The sequence below is a fragment of the Streptomyces sp. NPDC017095 genome (assembly GCF_044332325.1).
Classification (GTDB): domain Bacteria; phylum Actinomycetota; class Actinomycetes; order Streptomycetales; family Streptomycetaceae; genus Streptomyces.
In genome coordinates, this window is record NZ_JBIROU010000003.1 from 574,629 (window position 1) to 594,316 (window position 19,688).

Annotated in this window: 22 protein-coding genes and 1 tRNA gene; 9 read left to right on the forward strand and 14 right to left on the reverse strand. The window is 73.1% G+C overall.

Annotated features, from left to right (window positions below; genetic code table 11):
• Positions 1 to 269 precede the first annotated feature (269 nt).
• The 7 genes from ACH4OA_RS08745 to ACH4OA_RS08775 all read right to left on the reverse strand — a co-directional run bounded on the left by ACH4OA_RS08745 (position 270) and on the right by ACH4OA_RS08775 (position 3,707).
• Positions 270 to 1,106, reverse strand: a complete 837-nt coding sequence (locus ACH4OA_RS08745) for an RNA polymerase sigma factor SigF (RefSeq protein ID WP_397936786.1) — start codon at positions 1,104 to 1,106, stop codon at positions 270 to 272.
• Positions 1,107 to 1,281: 175 nt separating this feature from the next.
• Positions 1,282 to 1,575, reverse strand: coding sequence for a Dabb family protein (locus ACH4OA_RS08750; RefSeq protein WP_397945853.1), 294 nt, complete (start codon positions 1,573 to 1,575; stop codon positions 1,282 to 1,284).
• Positions 1,576 to 1,585: 10 nt separating this feature from the next.
• Positions 1,586 to 1,765 (reverse strand): hypothetical protein, encoded by a 180-nt coding sequence (locus tag ACH4OA_RS08755; protein ID WP_365874138.1) that lies wholly within the window; start codon positions 1,763 to 1,765, stop codon positions 1,586 to 1,588.
• A 154-nt stretch (positions 1,766 to 1,919) separates the two neighbouring features.
• Positions 1,920 to 2,004, reverse strand: a tRNA-Ser gene (locus tag ACH4OA_RS08760).
• A gap of 167 nt (positions 2,005 to 2,171) precedes the next feature.
• Positions 2,172 to 2,636, reverse strand: coding sequence for a tRNA adenosine(34) deaminase TadA (gene tadA / locus ACH4OA_RS08765; RefSeq protein ID WP_397968291.1), 465 nt, complete (start codon positions 2,634 to 2,636; stop codon positions 2,172 to 2,174).
• A gap of 59 nt (positions 2,637 to 2,695) precedes the next feature.
• Positions 2,696 to 3,232 carry a hypothetical protein gene (locus tag ACH4OA_RS08770; RefSeq protein WP_365874164.1) on the reverse strand — a complete coding sequence of 179 codons (537 nt, stop codon included), beginning with the start codon at positions 3,230 to 3,232 and terminating at the stop codon, positions 2,696 to 2,698.
• Positions 3,233 to 3,527: 295 nt separating this feature from the next.
• Entirely contained in the window at positions 3,528 to 3,707 is a 180-nt protein-coding gene (locus ACH4OA_RS08775) for a hypothetical protein (RefSeq protein WP_365874168.1), read from the reverse strand.
• A gap of 95 nt (positions 3,708 to 3,802) precedes the next feature.
• Between ACH4OA_RS08775 and upp the strand changes: the two genes are divergently transcribed.
• A complete protein-coding gene (gene upp, locus ACH4OA_RS08780; RefSeq protein ID WP_365874134.1) occupies positions 3,803 to 4,438 on the forward strand; it encodes a uracil phosphoribosyltransferase in 636 nt (211 codons plus the stop codon).
• A 34-nt stretch (positions 4,439 to 4,472) separates the two neighbouring features.
• Here the strand turns inward: upp and ACH4OA_RS08785 are convergent, their stop codons facing one another.
• Positions 4,473 to 5,099, reverse strand: a complete 627-nt coding sequence (locus tag ACH4OA_RS08785) for a LytR C-terminal domain-containing protein (protein ID WP_397968294.1) — start codon at positions 5,097 to 5,099, stop codon at positions 4,473 to 4,475.
• A gap of 97 nt (positions 5,100 to 5,196) precedes the next feature.
• Complete coding sequence (locus tag ACH4OA_RS08790) at positions 5,197 to 5,493, reverse strand: type II toxin-antitoxin system VapB family antitoxin (protein ID WP_004943146.1); 297 nt, start codon at positions 5,491 to 5,493, stop codon at positions 5,197 to 5,199.
• Positions 5,494 to 5,606: 113 nt separating this feature from the next.
• On the opposite strand from ACH4OA_RS08790, the gene ACH4OA_RS08795 reads away from it, so the two are divergent.
• On the forward strand, positions 5,607 to 7,178 hold the full coding sequence (locus ACH4OA_RS08795; RefSeq protein ID WP_397968297.1) for a helicase HerA-like domain-containing protein: 1,572 nt from the start codon (positions 5,607 to 5,609) through the stop codon (positions 7,176 to 7,178).
• A 21-nt stretch (positions 7,179 to 7,199) separates the two neighbouring features.
• On the opposite strand, the gene ACH4OA_RS08800 is transcribed toward ACH4OA_RS08795, so the two are convergent.
• From ACH4OA_RS08800 to ACH4OA_RS08820, 5 genes are all read right to left on the reverse strand, one after another.
• A complete protein-coding gene (locus ACH4OA_RS08800) occupies positions 7,200 to 7,325 on the reverse strand; it encodes a hypothetical protein (protein ID WP_365874128.1) in 126 nt (41 codons plus the stop codon).
• A gap of 54 nt (positions 7,326 to 7,379) precedes the next feature.
• Positions 7,380 to 7,703: a hypothetical protein gene (locus tag ACH4OA_RS08805; RefSeq protein WP_397945850.1), complete on the reverse strand. Its 324-nt coding sequence runs from the start codon at positions 7,701 to 7,703 to the stop codon at positions 7,380 to 7,382.
• 94 nt (positions 7,704 to 7,797) lie between these two features.
• On the reverse strand, positions 7,798 to 8,493 hold the full coding sequence (locus ACH4OA_RS08810; protein WP_397968300.1) for an HdeD family acid-resistance protein: 696 nt from the start codon (positions 8,491 to 8,493) through the stop codon (positions 7,798 to 7,800).
• Positions 8,494 to 8,563: 70 nt separating this feature from the next.
• Positions 8,564 to 9,163, reverse strand: coding sequence for an HhH-GPD-type base excision DNA repair protein (locus tag ACH4OA_RS08815; protein ID WP_397936709.1), 600 nt, complete (start codon positions 9,161 to 9,163; stop codon positions 8,564 to 8,566).
• A 561-nt stretch (positions 9,164 to 9,724) separates the two neighbouring features.
• Positions 9,725 to 10,450, reverse strand: coding sequence for a siderophore-interacting protein (locus ACH4OA_RS08820; protein ID WP_397968302.1), 726 nt, complete (start codon positions 10,448 to 10,450; stop codon positions 9,725 to 9,727).
• Positions 10,451 to 10,526: 76 nt separating this feature from the next.
• On the opposite strand from ACH4OA_RS08820, the gene ACH4OA_RS08825 reads away from it, so the two are divergent.
• From ACH4OA_RS08825 to ACH4OA_RS08855, 7 genes are all read left to right on the forward strand, one after another.
• The gene (locus ACH4OA_RS08825) at positions 10,527 to 12,656 is read left to right on the forward strand and encodes a penicillin acylase family protein (RefSeq protein ID WP_397968304.1); all 2,130 of its coding nucleotides are present in this window, start codon (positions 10,527 to 10,529) and stop codon (positions 12,654 to 12,656) included.
• On the forward strand, positions 12,653 to 13,240 hold the full coding sequence (locus ACH4OA_RS08830) for a GNAT family N-acetyltransferase (RefSeq protein WP_365874116.1): 588 nt from the start codon (positions 12,653 to 12,655) through the stop codon (positions 13,238 to 13,240). The genes ACH4OA_RS08825 and ACH4OA_RS08830 overlap by 4 nt, the downstream gene beginning before the upstream one ends.
• Positions 13,237 to 13,713 (forward strand): cupin domain-containing protein, encoded by a 477-nt coding sequence (locus ACH4OA_RS08835; RefSeq protein WP_397936712.1) that lies wholly within the window; start codon positions 13,237 to 13,239, stop codon positions 13,711 to 13,713. The genes ACH4OA_RS08830 and ACH4OA_RS08835 overlap by 4 nt, the downstream gene beginning before the upstream one ends.
• Positions 13,710 to 14,483 carry an SDR family NAD(P)-dependent oxidoreductase gene (locus ACH4OA_RS08840; RefSeq protein ID WP_397936713.1) on the forward strand — a complete coding sequence of 258 codons (774 nt, stop codon included), beginning with the start codon at positions 13,710 to 13,712 and terminating at the stop codon, positions 14,481 to 14,483. The genes ACH4OA_RS08835 and ACH4OA_RS08840 overlap by 4 nt, the downstream gene beginning before the upstream one ends.
• Positions 14,484 to 14,744: 261 nt before the next feature.
• Complete coding sequence (locus ACH4OA_RS08845) at positions 14,745 to 16,496, forward strand: copper resistance CopC/CopD family protein (RefSeq protein WP_397968366.1); 1,752 nt, start codon at positions 14,745 to 14,747, stop codon at positions 16,494 to 16,496.
• Positions 16,497 to 17,489: 993 nt separating this feature from the next.
• Positions 17,490 to 18,389, forward strand: a complete 900-nt coding sequence (locus tag ACH4OA_RS08850; protein ID WP_397968307.1) for a hypothetical protein — start codon at positions 17,490 to 17,492, stop codon at positions 18,387 to 18,389.
• Positions 18,386 to 19,612 carry a hypothetical protein gene (locus tag ACH4OA_RS08855; protein WP_397968310.1) on the forward strand — a complete coding sequence of 409 codons (1,227 nt, stop codon included), beginning with the start codon at positions 18,386 to 18,388 and terminating at the stop codon, positions 19,610 to 19,612. The genes ACH4OA_RS08850 and ACH4OA_RS08855 overlap by 4 nt, the downstream gene beginning before the upstream one ends.
• The last annotated feature ends 76 nt before the right edge of the window (positions 19,613 to 19,688 follow it).

The following is a 19,688-nucleotide window of genomic DNA, read 5'->3' on the forward strand; positions in this document are numbered from 1 at the left end:
CCCGCAGAATGTCACATGTCGGCAACGCGCTGTACCGACATGTCGACACCCAAGACCCGAATACCCCCTACGAGACAGGGGCCTGACGGTGTTTCGGACCGGGAGCACCGGCATCTGCCCTGGTGAGCGAGGCGCTTGTGCCCGTCGACACCCGATCGGGTAGGCGATGCAGCGCCGTGCGCGCCGTGCTTCCGTGCGCCCGCTGTGCACCGGGCGGGCGCCGGCGTGCCGCGGCCCGGCACCGGTGAACTCCGCGTAGTGTCCGCGGGTTACGCGTCGATGCGGTTCGCGGAGCGCAGCCGCTGGAAACTGCGCGCGAGCAGCCGGGAGACGTGCATCTGGGAGACGCCGAGTTCCGCGCTGATCTGGGACTGGGTGAGGTTGCTGTAGTAGCGCAGCAGCAGGATGCGCTGTTCGCGCTCGGGGAGCTGGACGAGCAGATGGCGGACGAGGTCGCGGTGTTCCACGCCGTCCAGGGCCGGGTCCTCGTAGCCGATGCGGTCCAGCAGGCCGGGCAGTCCGTCGCCCTCCTGGGCGGCCTCCAGCGAGGTGGCGTGGTAGGAGCGCCCCGCCTCGATGCAGCTGAGCACCTCCTCCTCGCTGATCCGCAGCCGCTCGGCGATCTCGGCGGTGGTCGGCGAGCGGCCGTGGAGCGTGGTCAGGTCCTCGGTCGCGCTGTTGACCTGGACCCACAGCTCGTGCAGCCGGCGCGGCACGTGGACGGTGCGGACGTTGTCCCGGAAGTAGCGCTTGATCTCGCCGACCACGGTGGGCATCGCGAAGGTCGGGAACTGCACGCCCCGGTCCGGGTCGAACCGGTCGATGGCGTTGATCAGGCCGATGGTGCCGACCTGGATGACGTCCTCCATCGGCTCGTTGCGGGAGCGGAAGCGGGCGGCGGCGTAGCGTACGAGCGGGAGGTTCGCCTCGATCAGCGCCCCCCGCACGCGGTGGTGCTCCGGCGTGCCGGGGGTGAGTTCCTTCAGCTCGGTGAAGAGCACCTGGGTCAGGGCGCGGGTGTCCGCACCACGGCGCTTCTCGGGGGCCGGCGGAGTCGGGGCTGCCGCCTCGTCCTGAGGCGGCGCAGTACTGGCCGACACGGTCAACGCCACCTCTTCATCCGTCAATCATCCGTCAAAAGCGGTCATAGCATCACAAGACATGTGCACCGTGTGCAAGCACCCGATAACGCCGTGTTGTCCTCAAATATCGACAAGTTGGGGCATCGGGTACAGGAAAGCCCCCCACCGGAACGGCGGGGGGCTGCGGGGAGCGCGGGGCTCAGAACTCGTAGTCGGCGATCACCCAGGTGGCGAACTCGCGCCAGCGCGCGACGGCCGCCTGGTGGGCCGGGTGCTCCGCGTAGCGCTTGAGCGCGCCGGCGTCCTCGACGGCCGAGTTGATCGCGAAGTCGTAGGCGTCGGGCCGTTCGCTGATGTTCCAGGCGCACTCCCAGGACCGCAGCTCCCCGATCTGCCCGCCGAGGGCCCGGAAGGCCTCCGCGCCCTCGGTGACCCGCGGGTCGTCGCGGTCGACGCCCTCGTTGAGCTTGAAGAGGACCAGATGGCGGATCATGGGATGTACCTCAGCTCTTTCCGCCGTTGGCGGCCCAGGTCATGAAGTCGCCGACGGCCTTCGCCGCGTCCGATATGCCCTCGAAGCCTATCTGCACGTAGTCGGCCGCCTTGGCCGGGTCCGTGATGATCACGTACAGCGCGAAGACCACGAGCACGTACACGGCGATCTTCTTGGCGTTCACCGCCACCACGGCCTCCCCTGTGCCAGTGCCCCGTGGGCCCCTGCTGCCGGGCGCGAGTGTAACCTCCGGAGCCTCACCCACGGTCAACAGCACGCCGTGGCACGGCGGTTGCGGGTGGGCGTACGCGAAAGGCCCCGCCGTCGGCGGGGCCCTCTGCGAGCGGTAGCGGAGGGATTTGAACCCTCGGTGACTTGCGCCACACTCGCTTTCGAGGCGAGCTCCTTCGGCCGCTCGGACACGCTACCGAGGGAGACCTTACAGCACAGTGCGGCATGGTTCGAAATCGATAGCCGCCGACGCCACGCCGGACTCGCCGGCGGCCCGGCGACGGTTCCGGCGGCGGCCCCTCAGCGGTGCCGACGGCGGACCGGCGCGGGCCGTCAGCGCCACGGCGGCGGACCGGCGCGGTCCGTCAGCGGTTCCGGAAGAAGTCCGTGAGCAGCCGGGCGCACTCCGCCGCGAGCACGCCCTCGATCACCTCCGGGCGGTGGTTGAGCCGCCGGTCGCGGACCACGTCCCACAGGGAGCCGGCCGCGCCCGCCTTGTCGTCCCGGGCGCCGTAGACCACCCGGTCCACCCGGGACTGGACCAGCGCGCCCGCGCACATCGTGCACGGCTCAAGCGTCACGACGAGCGTGCACCCGGTCAGCCGCCACGCGCCGCCCGTGCCGGGGGCGCCGCCCGCCGCCGTGTGCAGCGTGGCCGCCGCCCGCCGGAGGGCGAGGACCTCCGCGTGGGCCGTGGGATCACCGGTGGCCTCGCGTTCGTTGTGCCCGGTGCCGAGCACCGTCGTGCCGTCCGGGGACAGCACGACGGCACCGACGGGGACGTCCCCGCCCCGGACGGCCAGGGCGGCCTGGTCCAGGGCGAGCCGCATCGCCGGCCGCCAGCGGTCCCGTACCGGGTCCGGTGTGTCCTGGAGGTCGCGTGCCGTGGTCAGCGGACGGTCTCCAGTACCTCCGAGGCACCCAGCGCCTCGGCGATCGTGCTCAGCGCGTCGTCGTCCAGGGCCCGCAGCTCCTTCTCGCTGATGCCGAGGTCGTCCAGGACGCCGCTGTCGCCCACCGGGCCGTGCGGCACCGCGTCGGCGCCGCCGGTCTCCTCCTCGTCGTCCTCGACGGCCTCGGCGTCACCGTCCTCCGTGCCGTCGAGGTCCAGGGCGTCCAGGTCCGGGCCGTCGTCCGCGCCGGGCTTCCGGCCGAGCAGTTCGTCGGTGAGCAGCAGCTCCCCGTACGCGCTGCGGCTGGCGGCGGCGGCGTCCGAGACGTAGATGCGAGGATCGTCCTCGCCGTCCACGCGGACGACGCCGAACCAGGCGTCCTCGTGCTCGATCAGGACGAGCACCGTGTCCTCGTCGGGAGAGGCTTCCCGGGCCAGGTCGGCCAGATCCGACAGGGTCTCCACATCGTCGAGCTCCGTGTCGCTCGCTTCCCACCCGTCTTCGGTGCGCGCGAGCAGTGCGGCGAAGTACACCGTGACTCTCCCACTGGTCATAGGCGTGCCGGTTGGAGGTCCCCCCGGCGGAGGTACGTGGGCGGAGAGAGCCTGGGCTCCGAGCCCCACCCACTCGGAATCGTGGCAGAAACAAAGCGTTCAGGGGACGTCTTCGGCTCCCTGTGTCCGGCTGTCCCGACCGTTGGTCCGCGATCGGGACAGCGGCCTGCTCATTGCCGCCACCTGCGGATCGTACGCGGGTTTTCCGCCGCCGCCACGCACGCCCCACCACCCCAACACGGGTACGCACGAGGAACTTCCGGGCCGTGTACGGCTACCAGCGGAACGTTCGCATACGCAGCGCGTGGCGCAGCCGGGCGGCCTTGGCGCGCCGGGGCTGCACCCGGGCGCGCAGCTCCCGGGCCTCGGCGAGATCGCGCAGGAACTGGGCGCGCCGCCGGCGGCGCTCGGCCGCGCTCTCGTAGTTGTCGGGCAGGTCAGGCAGGTCAGACACGTCACACCACCCCAGTCCGTCCCTCCCACTTTCCCCCGGACGGCCGGTTTCACGCCAGAGTGAGGCTGTCCCGGGGCGCAGGTACCGTTAGGGACATGCGTCTCCATGTCGTCGACCACCCCCTGGTCGCTCACAAGCTCACCACGCTGCGCGACCAGCGCACCGACTCCGCGACCTTCCGGCGGCTCGCCGACGAACTGGTCACCCTGCTCGCCTACGAGGCGACGCGGGACGTGCGGACCGAGGCCGTCGACATCCAGACACCGGTCGCCCGCACCACCGGTGTGAAGCTGGCCCGCCCCCGCCCGCTGGTGGTGCCGATCCTGCGGGCCGGCCTCGGCATGCTGGACGGCATGGTCCGGCTGCTGCCGACCGCCGAGGTGGGCTTCCTCGGCATGATCCGCAACGAGGAGACGCTCCAGGCGTCCACGTACGCCTCGCGGATGCCGGAGGACCTGTCGGGCCGCCAGGTGTACGTGCTGGACCCGATGCTGGCCACGGGCGGCACGCTGGTCGCGGCGATCCGGGAGCTGATCCAGCGCGGTGCGGACGACGTGACGGCCGTGGTGCTGCTCGCCGCGCCGGAGGGCGTCGCGGTGATGGAGCGGGAGCTGGCGGGGACGCCGGTCACCGTGGTCACCGCGGCCGTGGACGACCACCTGAACGAGCTGGGGTACATCATCCCGGGGCTCGGGGACGCGGGCGACCGGCTGTACGGGTCCGCGGAGTAGTCCGCGCGGGTGACCGGCGCTCTCCGGGCGCCGGTCAGCAGCCCTTCCGCACGGACGGCGCGGGTTCGGGGGATGCCGGGGTCCGCGTGACCGCCGGCCGCGCGGCCAGGCCCGTGAAGGCGTCCCCGATGATCAGGTCGACATCGGCCCTGGAGCGCGCGTCGGCGCGCGTCAGGGCACCGGTGAGCTGGGTGCCGAGCACCCGCAGCGAGGTGTCCTGGGCGGCGGGGGAGCCGAGGAGGAGGCCCGGGGCCTTGACCTTCTTGTCGTACTGCTTCGGCGCGTTGCCCACGGTGCCGATCCGGAAGCCGCGCTTCTTCAGCTCGTCCGCGGTCTTCTTGGCGAGCCCGGCGCGCGGGGTGGCGTTGTAGACGTTCACGGTGATCCGGCCGGGCGCGGGCAGGGACTCGGTCCGGGCCGCCGGGGCCGCGGCGGCCTTGGTCCGGCAGTCGGCCGTGCGGCCGGCCGCCGTGGCCTTCGTGCCGCCGGTGAAGACGTCGACGAGCTGGAGGACGCCCCAGCCCAGCAGACCGAGCACGGCGACGGACGCCACCGCGACGGCCACGAGCCTGCCGCGCCGGCGGGGCGGACGCATACGGGGGTACTTGCCCCCCGTGATCCGGTACTGGCCGCCCATGCCCGGAGGAGTCAGCATGCTCATGAGCGCAGCGTAATGCGCCTGGGCGGCGATGCCTATCAGATGATCAGCCGATGGGGTTCAGCGGAACCCGAAAGGGCCAACCGCCGTGTCGTGCGGGTCAGTCCAGTTCGAGCACGCGCGCGTGCAGCACCTGGCGCTGCTGGAGGGCGGCGCGGACCGCGCGGTGCAGTCCGTCCTCCAGATACAGGTCGCCCTGCCACTTCACCACGTGCGCGAAGAGGTCGCCGTAGAACGTCGAGTCCTCCGCGAGCAGGGTCTCCAGGTCGAGCTGCTGCTTGGTGGTGACGAGCTGATCGAGGCGGACCGGGCGCGGCGCGACGTCCGCCCACTGCCGGGTGCTCTCCCGGCCGTGGTCGGGGTACGGCCGGCCGTTTCCGATGCGCTTGAAGATCACACGGAAAGCCTACCGGTCAAGACGTTCCGGGCGCAGCCATGGCGGTCGAGTGCGACGCTTGAAAAGAACGGACGAACCGGGCATAGGGGTTATTGCGGGAACAGGGGCCGGAGATGAGTGACAGCGAGAGCGTGCCGCCCGCCGGCTCCGGGCCCGGGGCCGCGCTGCCCGCCCCGGCCCGGCAGATCGCCTCCGGATACGCCTTCACCGGCCCCGCGCTCGACCTCGGCGCCCTGCTGTGGGACGGGCGGTGCCATCCGGACGCGCCGGTCCGCGTCCCGCTGTCCGTGCTCAACCGGCACGGTCTGGTCGCGGGCGCCACCGGCACCGGCAAGACCAAGACGCTCCAGCTGATCGCCGAGCAGCTCTCGGCGCGGGGCGTCCCGGTGTTCCTCGCGGACGTCAAGGGCGACCTGTCCGGCATCGCGCGGCCCGGGACGGCGGACGACCGGGTGCGCGAGCGGTCCGCCGAGGTCGGCCAGGAGTGGCGTCCGGCCGGCTTCCCGGCCGAGTTCTACGCGCTCGGCGGCCTCGGCCACGGCATCCCGGTCCGCGCCACGGTCACCAGTTTCGGCCCGGTGCTGCTGGCCAAGGCGCTCCGGCTGAACCAGACCCAGGAGCAGTCCCTCGGCCTGGTCTTCCACTACGCCGACACCAGGGGCCTGGAACTGATCGACCTCAAGGACCTGCGCGCGGTGGTCGCCTTCCTCGCCTCCGACGAGGGCCGGCCCGAACTGCGGACCGTCGGCGGCCTGTCCGGTGCCACGGCCGGGGTGATCCTGCGGGCGCTGACGGCCTTCGAGGCGCAGGGCATGGCGGACTTCTTCGGCGAGCCGGAGTTCGATACGGCGGACCTGCTGCGCACGGCGCCGGACGGCCGGGGCGTCGTCTCGGTCCTGGAACTGGCCGCCGTCCAGGACAGACCGCTGCTGTTCTCCACCTTCCTGATGTGGCTGCTCGCCGACCTCTTCCACGACCTGCCCGAGATCGGCGACCCCGAGCGGCCCAGGCTGGTCTTCTTCTTCGACGAGGCGCACCTGCTGTTCCAGGACGCCTCCCGGGCGTTTCTGGAGTCGGTCACCCGAACCGTCCGGCTGATCCGCTCCAAGGGCGTCGGCGTCTTCTTCGTCACCCAGACCCCGAAGGACGTGCCCGGCGATGTCCTCGCCCAGCTCGGCAATCGCGTCCAGCACGCGCTGCGCGCCTTCACCCCGGACGACGACAAGGCCCTGCGGGCGACCGTGCGGACCTTCCCGCGGTCGGGCTACGACCTGGCGGAACTGCTCACCGGCCTGGGCACCGGCGAGGCCGTGGTGACCGTGCTCGGCGAGGGCGGCGCCCCGACGCCCGTCGCCGCCGTCCGGCTGCGCGCGCCGGAGTCCCTGATGGGTCCGCTGGACGCCGTAGCGCTGGACGAGGCCGTCCGGGGCTCCGCGCTCCACGCGCGTTATGCACAGGCTGTGGACCGGGAGTCGGCGTACGAGAAGCTGAGCGCGCGACCGCCGCGGGCGGCCCCGGCCCCGGCTCCGGCCCGGGGGCGCCGGAAGGCGCCCGAAGAGGAGCCGTCGCTGGTCGAACAGGTGGTGGAGAGCGGCGCGTTCAAGTCCCTGGCCCGCTCGGTCGGCAGACAGCTCGGCCGGGAGATCACCCGCTCGCTGTTCGGTACGGCCCGGCGGAGGCGGTAGGCCGCCCCCGCCGGGGTCCGCTCAGCGGTCCCGGTCCTCGGGTGGCCGCTGCGGCGGGGAAGTGCGCTGGTCCGGCCCGGGCGCCGGGGCGCGCCGGGCCTCCGCGCGCAACAGGGCGCGCAGGACGGCGTACGGATCTGTGGTCATGGCTGTGCTGCTCCTCGCGTCGAACCGACCGGCCTGGTGGGTACGGCGGGGCGGTCAGCAGCGCAGGACCACCGTGCGCGGCAGGCACGCGGGGTACGGCGCCCGGGGCGGGCCGGGGCGCGGGCGGACCGCCGGCCGGGCGGGCGCCGGACCGGGCGGCAGCGCGGGGCGCTCGGGTACGCCCGCCCGCTGGGCCGGGCGGTCCGGCGGCCGCGGCACCGTGCCGGGCACGTCGTGCTCGGCACTCTCCGCGGCCACCGGGAAGTCCACGAGATCGGGCGCCGGTACGGTGGCGCCGGGCACCCACAGGACGAGCAGCAGCACGAGAATCCGCAGCCGGCGGCGGCCGGGGAACGCGCGGGTGCTGCTCCTGCTCATGGTGGTTGTTTCCCCGCCCGGACGGGACGGGCCGCACGCCACGCCGGAGAACCATCCGTTCGGGTGTAAGCGGGCGGCCCGAATTGACGGCCGGTCAGACGGGGCGCGGCACCCGGCGGGCCCGGCCGCGGATCCCGAGTGCGGTGACGATCTCCACGATGCCCACCGCGAGCAGCCAGATCCCGCCGACGAGGGTCAGCACCGCGACCGACTCGAACGGCGAGTCGATGAGCACGATTCCGGCGATGAGGGTCAGCACTCCGAGGAAGATCTGCCGGCCGCGCGCGGGCGTGCGGGAGTCGTGCACGGCGGCCACGGTCTGGGTGATCCCGCGGAACAGCCAGCCGATGCCGATCCACAGGCCGAGCAGCAGGATCGACTGCATGGGCCCGCGGAAGCAGAGCAGGCCGAGCAGGATCGACAGCGCGCCGCTGATGAAGGCGAGCACGCGCAGCGAGGTCGTCTGGTGCGTGCCGAAGGCGGCCACGAGCTGGAAGATGCCGCTGTAGAGGAGATAGAGCCCGAACAGCACGCCGACGGCGAGCAGCGAGGCGCCCGGCCAGACCAGCACCAGCACGCCGAGCACCAGGGAGCCCAGCCCGGTGAGCAGGACGACCTGCCAGGCGGCCCGGGACAGGGCGTGCAGCGGGCCCTCGAACGGCGGTTCCGGTTCCGGGTGCCCGCGCGCCCGTTCCGCCGTCGGGTGCCCCTGGTGCGGGTCGGCCGCGTGGGTGTGCCGGTCGTCGTACTCGCGGTTCCCGTGCGGGCCGCCGCTCGGTGCCTCGGTCATGCTCCATGCTGGGCGCGGCGGCTTGGCGGGAGCCACCGGAGTGGGCCGTACGGGTGACACGCCCGCGCTGCTACTTCTCCTTCCCCTTCTCGTTCTCCTTCTTCTTCGCCGCCTTCGTCTGCTGCTTGAAGGCGCGCACCTTGGCCAGGGACTCCGGGCCGGTGATGTCGGCGACGGACCGGAAGGTGTCCGGCTCGCCGTAGGCGCCGGCGGCCTCCCGCCAGCCGGCCGGCGCGACCCCGAGCCGCTTGCCGAGCAGGGCCAGGAAGATCTGCGCCTTCTGCCTGCCGAACCCCGGCAGCTCCTCCAGCCGGCGCAGCAGCTCGGCCCCGCTGGAGGCGTCCCGCCAGACCGCCTCGGCGTCCCCGTCGTAGTGCTCGACGAGGTACTGGCACAGCTGCTGGACGCGCTTGGCCATCGAGCCCGGGTAGCGGTGCACCGCGGGCTTCTCGGCGAGCAGCGCGGCGAAGGCCTCCGGGTCCGTCGCGGCGATCTCGTGGGCGTCCAGGTCCTCGGTGCCGAGCCGGTCGGCGATGGTCCGGGGGCCCTTGAACGCCCACTCCATCGGGATCTGCTGGTCCAGCAGCATCCCGGTCAGCGCGGCGAGCGGGGAGCGCCCGAGCAGCGCGTCGGCCGCGGGGTCCTGGGCGAGGTGCAGGGTGACGTCCATGGGCCGATGATCCCGCGCGCCCGGCCACGTCGCGCGCGGTCCCCGCGTCACCCGCGCGGTTCCCGCGCCGCCCTGTCCGGTCGCCCCGTGCCGGTCCCGCGGTTCCCGCGCCGCCCTGTCCGGTCGCCCCGTGCCGGTCCCGCGGTTCCCACGCCGTCTCTCCAGTCGCCCCGCGGTTCCCGCGCCGTCTCTCCAGTCGCCCCGCGGTTCCCGCGCCGCCTCTCCAGTCGCCCCGCGGTTCCCGCGCCGCCTCTCCGGTCGCCCCGCGCCGTCCCCGCGTCGCCGGGCGGGGCCGCTCGGCGCCCGGGCGTGGCGCGGCGGAGAGCCGTCCGCCCGCGCTCGCTCCGCCGGTGAGTCGTCCGCCCGCCTGCCATACGGGCGTGGCGCGGAGGGAGAGCCGTCAGTCCGCCCCGGCACCCGTGCTCGGTGCAGTGGGGAGTCGTGCGTCCGGCGCCGCGCTCGCTCCGCCGGGAAGCCGCCCGCCCGCCGTCCGGGCACGGTGCACCGGCGGGCCATCCGCTCGCCCAGCGCCCGCGCCCCGCCCCTGAGCCGTCCGTTCGTTCAGTCCGCGCGCCAGTAGCCCAGTGCGTGCACCCGCTGCTTCGGCACGCCCAGGTCCTTGCGGACGTAGGCGGCGAGGGTGCGGGTGGTCGCCGTGTCGCAGGCGATCCAGACATAGGGCCGCGGGGTGCCGGCGAGGACGGCGGGCAGCTCGGCGCGGACCCGTGCCACCAGGTGGGCGGCGCCCGCGTCCCGGCGCGGAACGGGCCGTATCTCGTGCCGGCCGGGCTCCGTCCGGCAGGGCAGTCCCGCCGGTTCGCCCTCGAACCAGACGGTGGCCGGGGCCGGAGCCAGGGCGCCGAGGAGGGAGTTGAGCGCGGGCAGCGAGGCCGGGTCGCCGATCGCGAGGACGTGGGAGGGCGCCGGGTCCGGGTGCTGGAAGCCGGTGCCCTGGACGGTGGCCTCGATGGTGTCGCCGGGCCGCGCGGTCCGGGCCCAGTCGGAGGCCACGCCCTCGTGCAGGGCGAACTCCAGGGCGAAGGTGCCGGCGGCCGGGTCGGGGTCGACCAGGGTGTAGGCCCGCTGGTGCGGCCGGCCGTGGTCGGAGAACCACAGCCGTACCCACATTGTCGGGTGGACGCCGGCCGCGGCGAGCAGCCCGCCGTCGGACAGCCGCAGCCGGCGGTAGCGCGGGGTCACGTCCTCGGCGTCGAGGACGGTCAGCATGAAGTCCTTGGCGCGCAGCAGTTTCAGCACCGCGCCCTCCCAGCCCCGCCCCTGCCCCATGACCCCTCCACCGTTCGCGTACGATTCCGCCACAGAAAACTTAGGCAAGGCTAACCTAAAGATCGAGGGAGTCCTGGTGGCCATCGAGATCTACCGCGATGCCTGGGGCGTCCCCCATCTGCGCGCGTCCGACGCCCGGGAACTCGCCCGCGCCCAGGGCCTGGTCACCGCCCGCGACCGGGCCTGGCAGCTGGAGGTCGAACGGCACCGCCTCCAGGGCACCTCCGCCTCCTTCCTCGGCGCCGGCGCCCTGTCCTGGGACGTGTTCGCCCGCCGGGCCCGGCTCGCCGACACCGCCCGCCGCTGCTTCGCCGCACTGGAGCGCCGGGACCCGCGGACGGCGGACTGGGTACGGGCGTACGTCGACGGCGTCAACGACGGGCTGGCCGCCGGCGCCCGCCGCGCCCCCGAGTTCGCCCGCACCCGGCTGGCCCCGGGCCGCTGGCAGCCCTGGACACCGCTCGGCGTCTGGCTCGGCACGCACATCCTCTTCGCCGGGTTCCCGGCCAAGCTCTGGCGCGAGCAGGCGACACGGCACCTCGGTCCGGAGGCCGTCGGCCTGTTCGCCACCGACGGGCCCGGCACGGCGGGCAGCAACGGCTGGCTGCTCACCGGCGAGCGCACCGCCACCGGGCACGCGCTCCTCGCCGGCGACCCGCACCGCGTCATCGAGGACCCCGGCGTCTACCAGCAGATCCGCCTGTCCTGCCCCGAGTTCGACGTGCTCGGCCTGGCCGTGCCCGGCGTGCCCGGCATTCCGCACTTCGGCCACACCGGCACCGTGGCCTGGGCCATCACCAACGCCATGGCCGACTACCAGGACCTCTACCGGGAACGGCTGCGCCGCACCGGCGCGGGCGTCGAGGCCCTCGGCCCGGACGGCGCCTGGCACCGCGCCGCCCGCCACACGGAGACCGTCCACATCGCGGGCGAGCCGCCCCTCGGCATCGAACTCCTCGAGACGGCCCGGGGCCCGGTGATCGCGGGCGGCCCGGAGGGACTGGACGGCACGGGCGGTACGCCCGGACAGGACGGCGCGGCCGAGGCGCTCGCCCTGCGCTACCCGCCCCGCGTCACCGAAGACCTCGGCTTCGGCGCCCTCCTCCCGCTCCTGCGCGCCCGCACCGTCGCCGACGTCGACCGGGCCCTGGACGCCTGGGCCGAGCCGGTCAACGTCGTCCAGGCCGCCGACACCGCCGGCGGCACTCTGCACCGCGTCGCCGGCCGGGTCCCGCGGCGCGCCGAGGCCAACCGCCGCCACCCGGTCCCCGCCTGGGAGCCCGGCCACGACTGGCACGGCACGCACGAGACGCCGTACGGCGAACTCACCGACGGCATCGCGGTGATGGCCAACACCCACGGCCCGGCCACCCCGCTCGGCGTCGAGTTCGCCCCGCCCCACCGCGCCGCCCGGATCCGCGCGCTGCTCACCGCCCGCCGCGCCTGGACCGCCGACGCCATGGCCGCGATCCACACCGACACCCACCTCGCCTCCGCCACCCCCCTGCTGGACCGGCTCGCCGCCCTCACCGGCCTCACCCCCGCCGCCGCGGCCCTGCGCGACCGCCTGCTCGCCTGGGACCGTCACATGGACGCCGGCAGCACCGACGCGGCGGCGTACGCGGCGGTGCGCGGCGCGGTCGTACGCCGGCTCGCCGCGCACCCGGTCCTCGCCCCGCTCGCCGAACCCCCGGCCTACCCGGACGTCCTGCGGCCCTGGCTCGCCCTCGTCCCGCGTATCGCCTACGCCCTCGAACACCTGCTGAGCACAGAGGACCTGTACGGCATCGACCGCACGGCCGTCGTACGCGCCGCCCTGGAGGAGACCGCCGCCGCCGCGCCCGCCCGTTCCTGGGCCGCCACGCACCGCCTGGCTCCCTGGCGGGCGCTGCCGGACGGGCCGTACCCGGACTCCGCAGAACCCGGGCTCGGCGGCGACCACGACTGCGTGCTGTGCACCTCGGCCGTCCCCGGCCACACCGACCGCGCCGTCCGCGGCCCGGCCGCCCGCTACGTCTGGGACCTGGCCGACCGCGACGACAGCCGCTGGGTGGTGCCCTTCGGCGCCGACGGCGTCCCCGGCAGTCCCCACCACCGCGACCAGCTCCCGCTGTGGCTGACGGGCGAACTGGCCCCCGTGGTCACCGACTGGGCACTGCTCACCCCCGAGCCGGCCACCGACGAACACACCGAGGAAGACCGATGACCGATCTGCACGTCCAGCACATCGACGGCTACGGCACCGTCCGCGTCCGCCCCGTCGACCCCGAGGCCGACGCGGAGGTGCTCCACGCCTGGGTGAGCGACGAACGCGCCGCGTTCTGGGGCATGAACGGCCTCGGCCGGGCCCGGGTCGCCGAGGTCTACGCCCACCTGGCCACCCTCGACACCCACCACGCCTACCTGGTCACCAAGGACGGCGAACCGGCCGCGCTCCTCCAGACGTACGAGCCGTCCGCCGACCGGGTCGGGGAGTGCTACGACGTCCGCCCCGGCGACGTCGGCGTCCACCTCCTGCTCGCCCCCGCCGGCCCCGGCGGCCGGCGTCCCGGCTGGACGTCCGCCCTGCTGCGGGCGTTGACGACGTACACGCTGCTGGTCCTGGACCGCCGCCGGATCGTGATCGACCCGGATGTGCGCAACACCAAGGCGATCGAGCGCTTCGAACGCCAGGGCTTCGAGCGCGGCCCCGCCGTGGTCCTGCCCGAGGTCGTCCTGCCCGACGTCCACCTGCCCGAGAAGCACGCCCAACTCGCGTTCCTGGACCGGGCGGTAGCCTTCCCCGGGTGACGACGCCCGAAGAGCTGACCGCGCACTACGGCCTCGAACCCCTGCCCCGCGAGGGCGGTCTGTTCCGGCGCACCTGGGCCGGGCCCGAGCGCCCGGACGGCCGCCCCGAGGGCTCGGCCATCGTCGTGCTGCTCACCGCCGGCGACTACTCCGCCCTGCACCGCCTGCCCTTCGCCGAGGTCTGGCACTTCCACCTCGGCGACCCGCTCCACCTGCTGCTCCTCGCCCCCGACGGCACCACCCGCCGCCCCGTCCTCGGCCCGGACCTGCGCGCCGGCCAGCACCTCCAGCTGACCGTGCCGGCCCGCACCTGGATGGGCGCGCGGGTGGCGGCGGGCGGCGCGTGGACGTTCTTCGGCTGCACGATGGCCCCCGGGTTCACCTACGCGGACTACGAACACGGCGACCCGGCCGAGCTGACGGCGCGTTACCCGGCCGAGGCCGCCCTGATCACGGAACTCTGCCGCCCATGACACCCCCCGCGCCCCTGCTCGACGGACAGACCGCCCTGGTGACCGGCGCGGGCGGCGGCATCGGCCGCGCCCTCGCCCTGCGCTTCGCCGAGCACGGCGCCGCGGTGGCCCTGCACTGCCGTACGGCCCTCGCCGACGCCACCGACACGGCGCGCCGCATCCGGGCGGCGGGCGGCCGGGCGACCGTGCTCCAGGCCGACCTGACGGACGAGGCCGCCTGCCGGCGCCTGGTCGAGGAGGCGGCGCACTGGTCGGCCGGCCGGCTCACCGCACTCGTCAACAACGCGGCCGTCCAGCCGGTCCAGCCGCTCCCCGGCATGACCGCGGACGACTGGCGCGGGGTCGTCGACACCAACCTGACCAGCGTCTTCGCCTGCACCCAGGCGGCCGCCGCCGTCCTGCGCGCCCAGGGCGGCGGCACCATCACCCACATCGCCTCCATCGAGGCCGGCCACCCGGCCCCCGGCCACGCCCACTACGGCGCGGCCAAGGCGGCGGTGGTCGTGCACGCCCGCGCGGCCGCCCTGGAGTACGGCCCCGACGGCATCCGCGTCAACACGGTCTCGCCCGGCCTGATCGACCGGCCCGGACTGGCCGCGTCCTGGCCGGACGGCGTACGGCGCTGGCTCGCCGCCGCCCCGGCCGGCCGCCTGGGCCGCCCCGAGGACGTGGCCGACGCCTGCGTCTTCCTCGCCTCCCCGCTGGCGTCCTGGATCACCGGCCACGACCTGGTGGTGGACGGCGGAGTGACGGCCCGCCCGGCCTGGTGAGCGCGCGGCCCGCTTCCCCCGTACGTATACCGGGGCCCTGTCACGGAGCACGGGCGGAGCGGACGGAGGCGGAGGGTGCTGCGCGAGGGACACCGGGGCAGACGACGACACCAGGGCCCGCCCCGGCACACGAGGGCTACGTGCACGGGCCTGGCTGAGCTGCGGCGGCGGGTGCTGCTCGGGGGGCTGCCGCTGGTCCGGCGCCTGACGCTGCTGCGGGGTCTGGTCTTGGTCCGGCGTCTGGTCCTGTTTCGGCGCCTGATGCCGGTGTGGGGCTTGGCCCTGGTCCGGCTACCGGTGCCGGTCCCGGGCCCGCGCTCTGTCCCGCGTCCCCGTACGGTCCTCGCCCTGCTGCCCGTTCTGCTCCTGGGGCTGGTCCTCGGGACGGCGGCCCCGGCCTCGGCGCACACCGTGCTGCGCGGGGCCGACCCCGCCGACGGAAGCGTCCTGCGCACCGCGCCCCGCCGGATCACCCTCGTCTTCACCGAGCCGGTCGGCCTGCCGGCCGGCTCCTTCCGGGTCTACGACCCCGGCGACCACCGGGTCCGCACCGGTCCCGCCGGCCACGCCCCCGGCCACTCCGACACCGCGCGGGTCACCCTGCCCGGCGGGCTGGCCACCGGCACGTACACGGTGGCCTGGCGGGTGGTGTCGGCCGACAGCCACCCGGTGTCCGGCGCCCTCACCTTCTCGGTGGGCGAACGGACGGCGGCACCGCCCGTCCCGCTCCCGGACCGTACGGAAAACCGCGCCACCACCGCCCTGCACACCATCGCGCGCTGTCTCGCCTACCTCTCCCTGGCCCTGCTCCTGGGCACCGCCGCCTTCACGGCCTACTGCCGCCCGCCCGCGTCGGCCCGGCTGCGCCCCCTCGCCCTCACCGGCGCGGCCACGCTGGGCGCCGCCACGACCGTCGAGTACTTGCTGCGGGCGCCGTACGAGGAAGGCACCTCCCCGGCGACCGCGCTCAGCCTCTCCGCCCTCGCCCACACGGCGATGACCCGCCCCGGTCTGCTGCTCCTGGCCCGGCTGGCGCTGCTGCTCCTGGCGGCGGGCTGCGCGGCGCTGCTACGCCGGCGCCGCATCCGGCCGCCGCGCCGCGTGACCCTCGCGGCGACCGCCGTGCTCGCCCTCGCCCTGTCCCTGACCTGGACCGCGTCCGACCACGCGGCGGCGGGCATCCAGGTCCCGGCGGCGCTGGTCTCCGCCACCCTGCACCTGCTGGCCACGGCGGCCTGGCTGGGCGGCCTGGCGGCCCTCCTGCGGACGCTGCGCCGCGCCCCGGCCGGCGGCCTGCCCGCCTCGGTCCCGGAGCGCTTCTCCCGGCTGGCCACGGTCTCGGTGACCGTCCTGGCCCTGACCGGCGTCTACCAGTCCTGGCGGGGCCTCGGCTCCTGGCAGGCGCTGACGGACACGGCGTACGGCCGCACCCTGCTGGCCAAGCTGGCGGCCGTCACCGCGCTCCTGCTCGCGGCGGCCTGCTCCCGCACCTGGACGAGACGGGCCGCACGGGGACCGGTGGCCCCGCACCTCCTGCGCCGCTCGGTCCTGGCCGAGACGACGGCCGCCGTCCTCGTCCTCGCCCTGACCACCCTGCTCACCGGCACCGCGCCCGGCCGTACGGCGACGCGGTCCGCACCGCCCGTCCCGGCACCGGCGGCCCTTCCCACGGCGTCCGTCACCACCCTCCCCTTCGACACCGGCGCCCCCGGCGGCCACGGCAGGGTGCAGATCACCCTGGACCCAGGCCGGGTGGGCGAGAACTCCGTCCAGGCGGTGGTCTACGGCCCCGACGGCGGCCTCGCCGCGGTCCCCGAACTCCGGGTCACCCTCACGCTCCCGGCCCGGCGCGTGGGCCCACTGGACACCCGCCTCACCGACCGCGGCGGCTACTGGGCCGCCGACGCCTTCATCCTCCCGTCCTCCGGCACCTGGACGCTGAAGGCGACGGTCCGCGTCTCGGAGGTGGACCAGGCAACGGCATCGGCCCCCCTGCGAGTGCCGAACCACTGATCCGCCCCCCGGAACACGGACAACGACGAAGGGCCCCACCGCAAGCGGTGGGGCCCTTCGACATCGTGCCCGGTGAGGCACTGGCGGGTCGGTCATCTCGGCGGCTACCGCTTCCGGTCCTGTCCGGACGGGTGTGAACGGCGCTGAATGAGACGGAAACTGAGACGGACGACTGCGTCGGGCTCCCTAGCATCTCTGCTGTTGAAGGGCAGTCATGGCGTTGGGTCGCAAGGGATCACGACGGATCGTCGTCGACGGTACGGCCTACCGCCGGCGACTACGAGACCGGCCGACGTACATCCAGGGCTTGGGCCTAGTCGCTGTGCACGTTCGCGGTCGAGCATGCGGACACCCCGGGGATGACGCTTGTGGTCACCACCAACCAGCCGCATCCGAGTAACTGGATCGGTCGAGAGGCTGAGCCTGTACTGCCGTCCGGTGTCACAACAGCTATACGGCACGCCCTGCGTGAGGGCTGGACTCCAACGGCTCCGGACCCACCTGAGATCACTTCGAAACTAGCCCAGCCTGCTGGTACCTCACCACTTTCGGTGTTTTGGTACGCGAACACCAGGCTTATGGCACCCTGCGCCCCATCAATGCGGAGCCCGTCGATGCAACAACCTTGGCAGGCATCAGCAGGCATCAGCAGGCAACCGCGGCTTGTTAGTGCGGAGTTGACGGATAAACAGATGATGCGATAAACGTGGCGTGCGTCGATCTGCATCGCCGTTGTCGTTCGACACCTGGACCATCACATCCGGGTGGCCCCTCGGGGCACTGCCATCTATGGGAACGTCCGGGCAAAGGGCCCTGTCGGGACCACAGTGAAGGTTCAGCAACAGCGAGTTGCGGCAGGCGCCACGGAGCACATCGTCAGCCGTCGGGCGACGATTCCCTTCGTGGGCGGACGAATCACACGCCTGGTGTTCGCACGCTGAAGCCGACACAGCACTTGGGCTGTGCGGTGGTGTCACGATGGACCATGAGCCAGTGACCAACACCATCCTGCTGTTCCCGGAGTCGCAGGACCCCAAGCCTCACGTGAGCCTCCCCGCGCCTGCCGCTCCGGAGCTGGAGAATCTGAGCATTACTCGCCGGCCGCAGCCGCTGCCGGACGTCCCCGAGTCCGGCGCCCTGCGCAAGGTCTCCTCGCGGTTGGACAAGAACCCTCTGACCAACCTCAGCGAGGACGCCCGCAAGGCGGCTGCGGCTCTGCAGGTGCAGCCGGAACGCGTCGCGTTGCTCGTCAACCCGCAGCCCAACGGCGTCTCCTTGCTGAGCGAGGTGGCTGTACCCGGCGGTTCGCTGTACGTGATCGAATGCCTTGCGTGGTCCCGCATGCTTTTCCCGCTCTACCAGCCGCGCATTGCCGCCCTGTCGCTGGCTGTGCCGGCCCCTCGGCTACTGGATGATCACGACGTCAACGGGCCGCTGGCCCAGGCCCGCTGTGAGTTCGACAGCCCTCAGCAACTCGCTGCCCTGGTGCGGGAGACCGTTTCCGGCACCTTGAACGTGCCCAAGGCCGACTACTCCGACTCGATCATGCAGCGCGGCGTCTCCGAGCCCCTGCTCGTCATCCTGGTGCGGGTGACCTTCGCCGACAATTCGCCCAGCCGGGTCCTGCCGGTGGTCGTCGACGGCATCTCTCGGCTTTCGTCGGCGGCCAAGACGCGCACCGGCAAGAGCATCGCCGGCACCGCCGATGCGGTTGTCGAGGATCTGCTGCGGGACCCCGCCTCCTTGCGCCGGGCGGTCCGCGATGAGATCGCACACTACAACTCTGCCTACCAGCGTGGTCTCTCGGATCAGGTCGTCCGCGTCGGCCAGGCCGCCACCGTCCCGGTGCGTTTGGTCGTCGGCGCCCGTAACACCATGGAGGTCAACCAGTGACCACGCAGACTGCAATGCAGCCCACCGGTGCTTCGTTCGTGTCCATGGTTGAGAACCTGGTCGCTGGCGAGCACCTGGAAAAGAACCCCTGGACGCCGGACGCGATGTGGCACAACATCGCCAATCAAACCATTGATGCGCTGGTGACTCGCGGTAAGATGCGCCGTCGGGAAGCCGACATCATCCTTGGGCTCACTCCGCTGCAGGACCTGCCCACCGAACTTGGCTGCCCGGACCCCTCGCCCATCTGGCGGTGCATTTACACCACCTACCGTCTGACTGCTGGCCTTTCCTTCGGCGAGACGAAGTCGGAGATCCGCAACATCATGGCGCGGCGCGCGGTGACCACCAAGCAGTTCAGCTTCATGCTCGGGGTCATCATCGACCGTGACGTGCGGCGCCCCAAGGCCCGTAAGGAACCGGGGGCGCGTCGTCCCCCTTCTCTCCAGAGGGCACGCAACGCCTTCGGTGATGGCGGCTTCCTTACCGAAGATGTGCCTGGCCGGCAGTGGCTGCCGGTGTACGAAACGGTGTCGCACGTGCTGGAGCGGGCGCTTGAGGGCGACAGTAACGCCCGGATCACGCTCATGATCGGCGGCGGGTTCGCCCTTATGATGGACGGCTATCTCACCCGTGATCGCGAATCGAAGGTATTCGAGGGTAGTGCCCCATTCCGAGGCTCCCCTCCAGCCATCCTGACCGACCTGGCGAGCCACAATCACGGTCTTTACCTGCTTGCCTCCGCTTGGCGGCACTGGGACGCGACCAAGCCGGCGCACGAGTATGACATCCCCGAGGTCAACGCCGACGGTAGTCTGGTCATCACCGGGGACACTCGTGAAACACGAAGCCCGGAGCGTCTGACCGAGTACCGCTTGTACGAAATAGCCAGCCCAGCAAAGGCCATGGCTGGCTTCCTCAAGCAGCAGGAGGCTCGCAAGGCTCGCAACCAAGCGGCTAGCCCCGAGGACCGCGACCGGGACAACCGCGAACGCCTCACCCAGGCCCTGGTGATCGCCAAGGATGCGGCCTCCTCCCTGGAAAGCTCGACCGTCTCCCCGCCTCCGCATCCTTTCGGTACCCATGAGGAGTGGGAACGCACCCGTAATACCGCCCATCAGGTCTACGAGATCCTCGTGAAGGCGGAGCCTGATCCCGACGAAGGATTCATCTCCAGCACTTCACCTGAACAGGACGAGGACCAGGAATACGACGACGTGTGACCTGAATGGTGGGGGCCGGCCCAGAAAGCACTGGGCCGGCCCTCATCGCGTAGCGCTGACTATTCTGCCGATCACC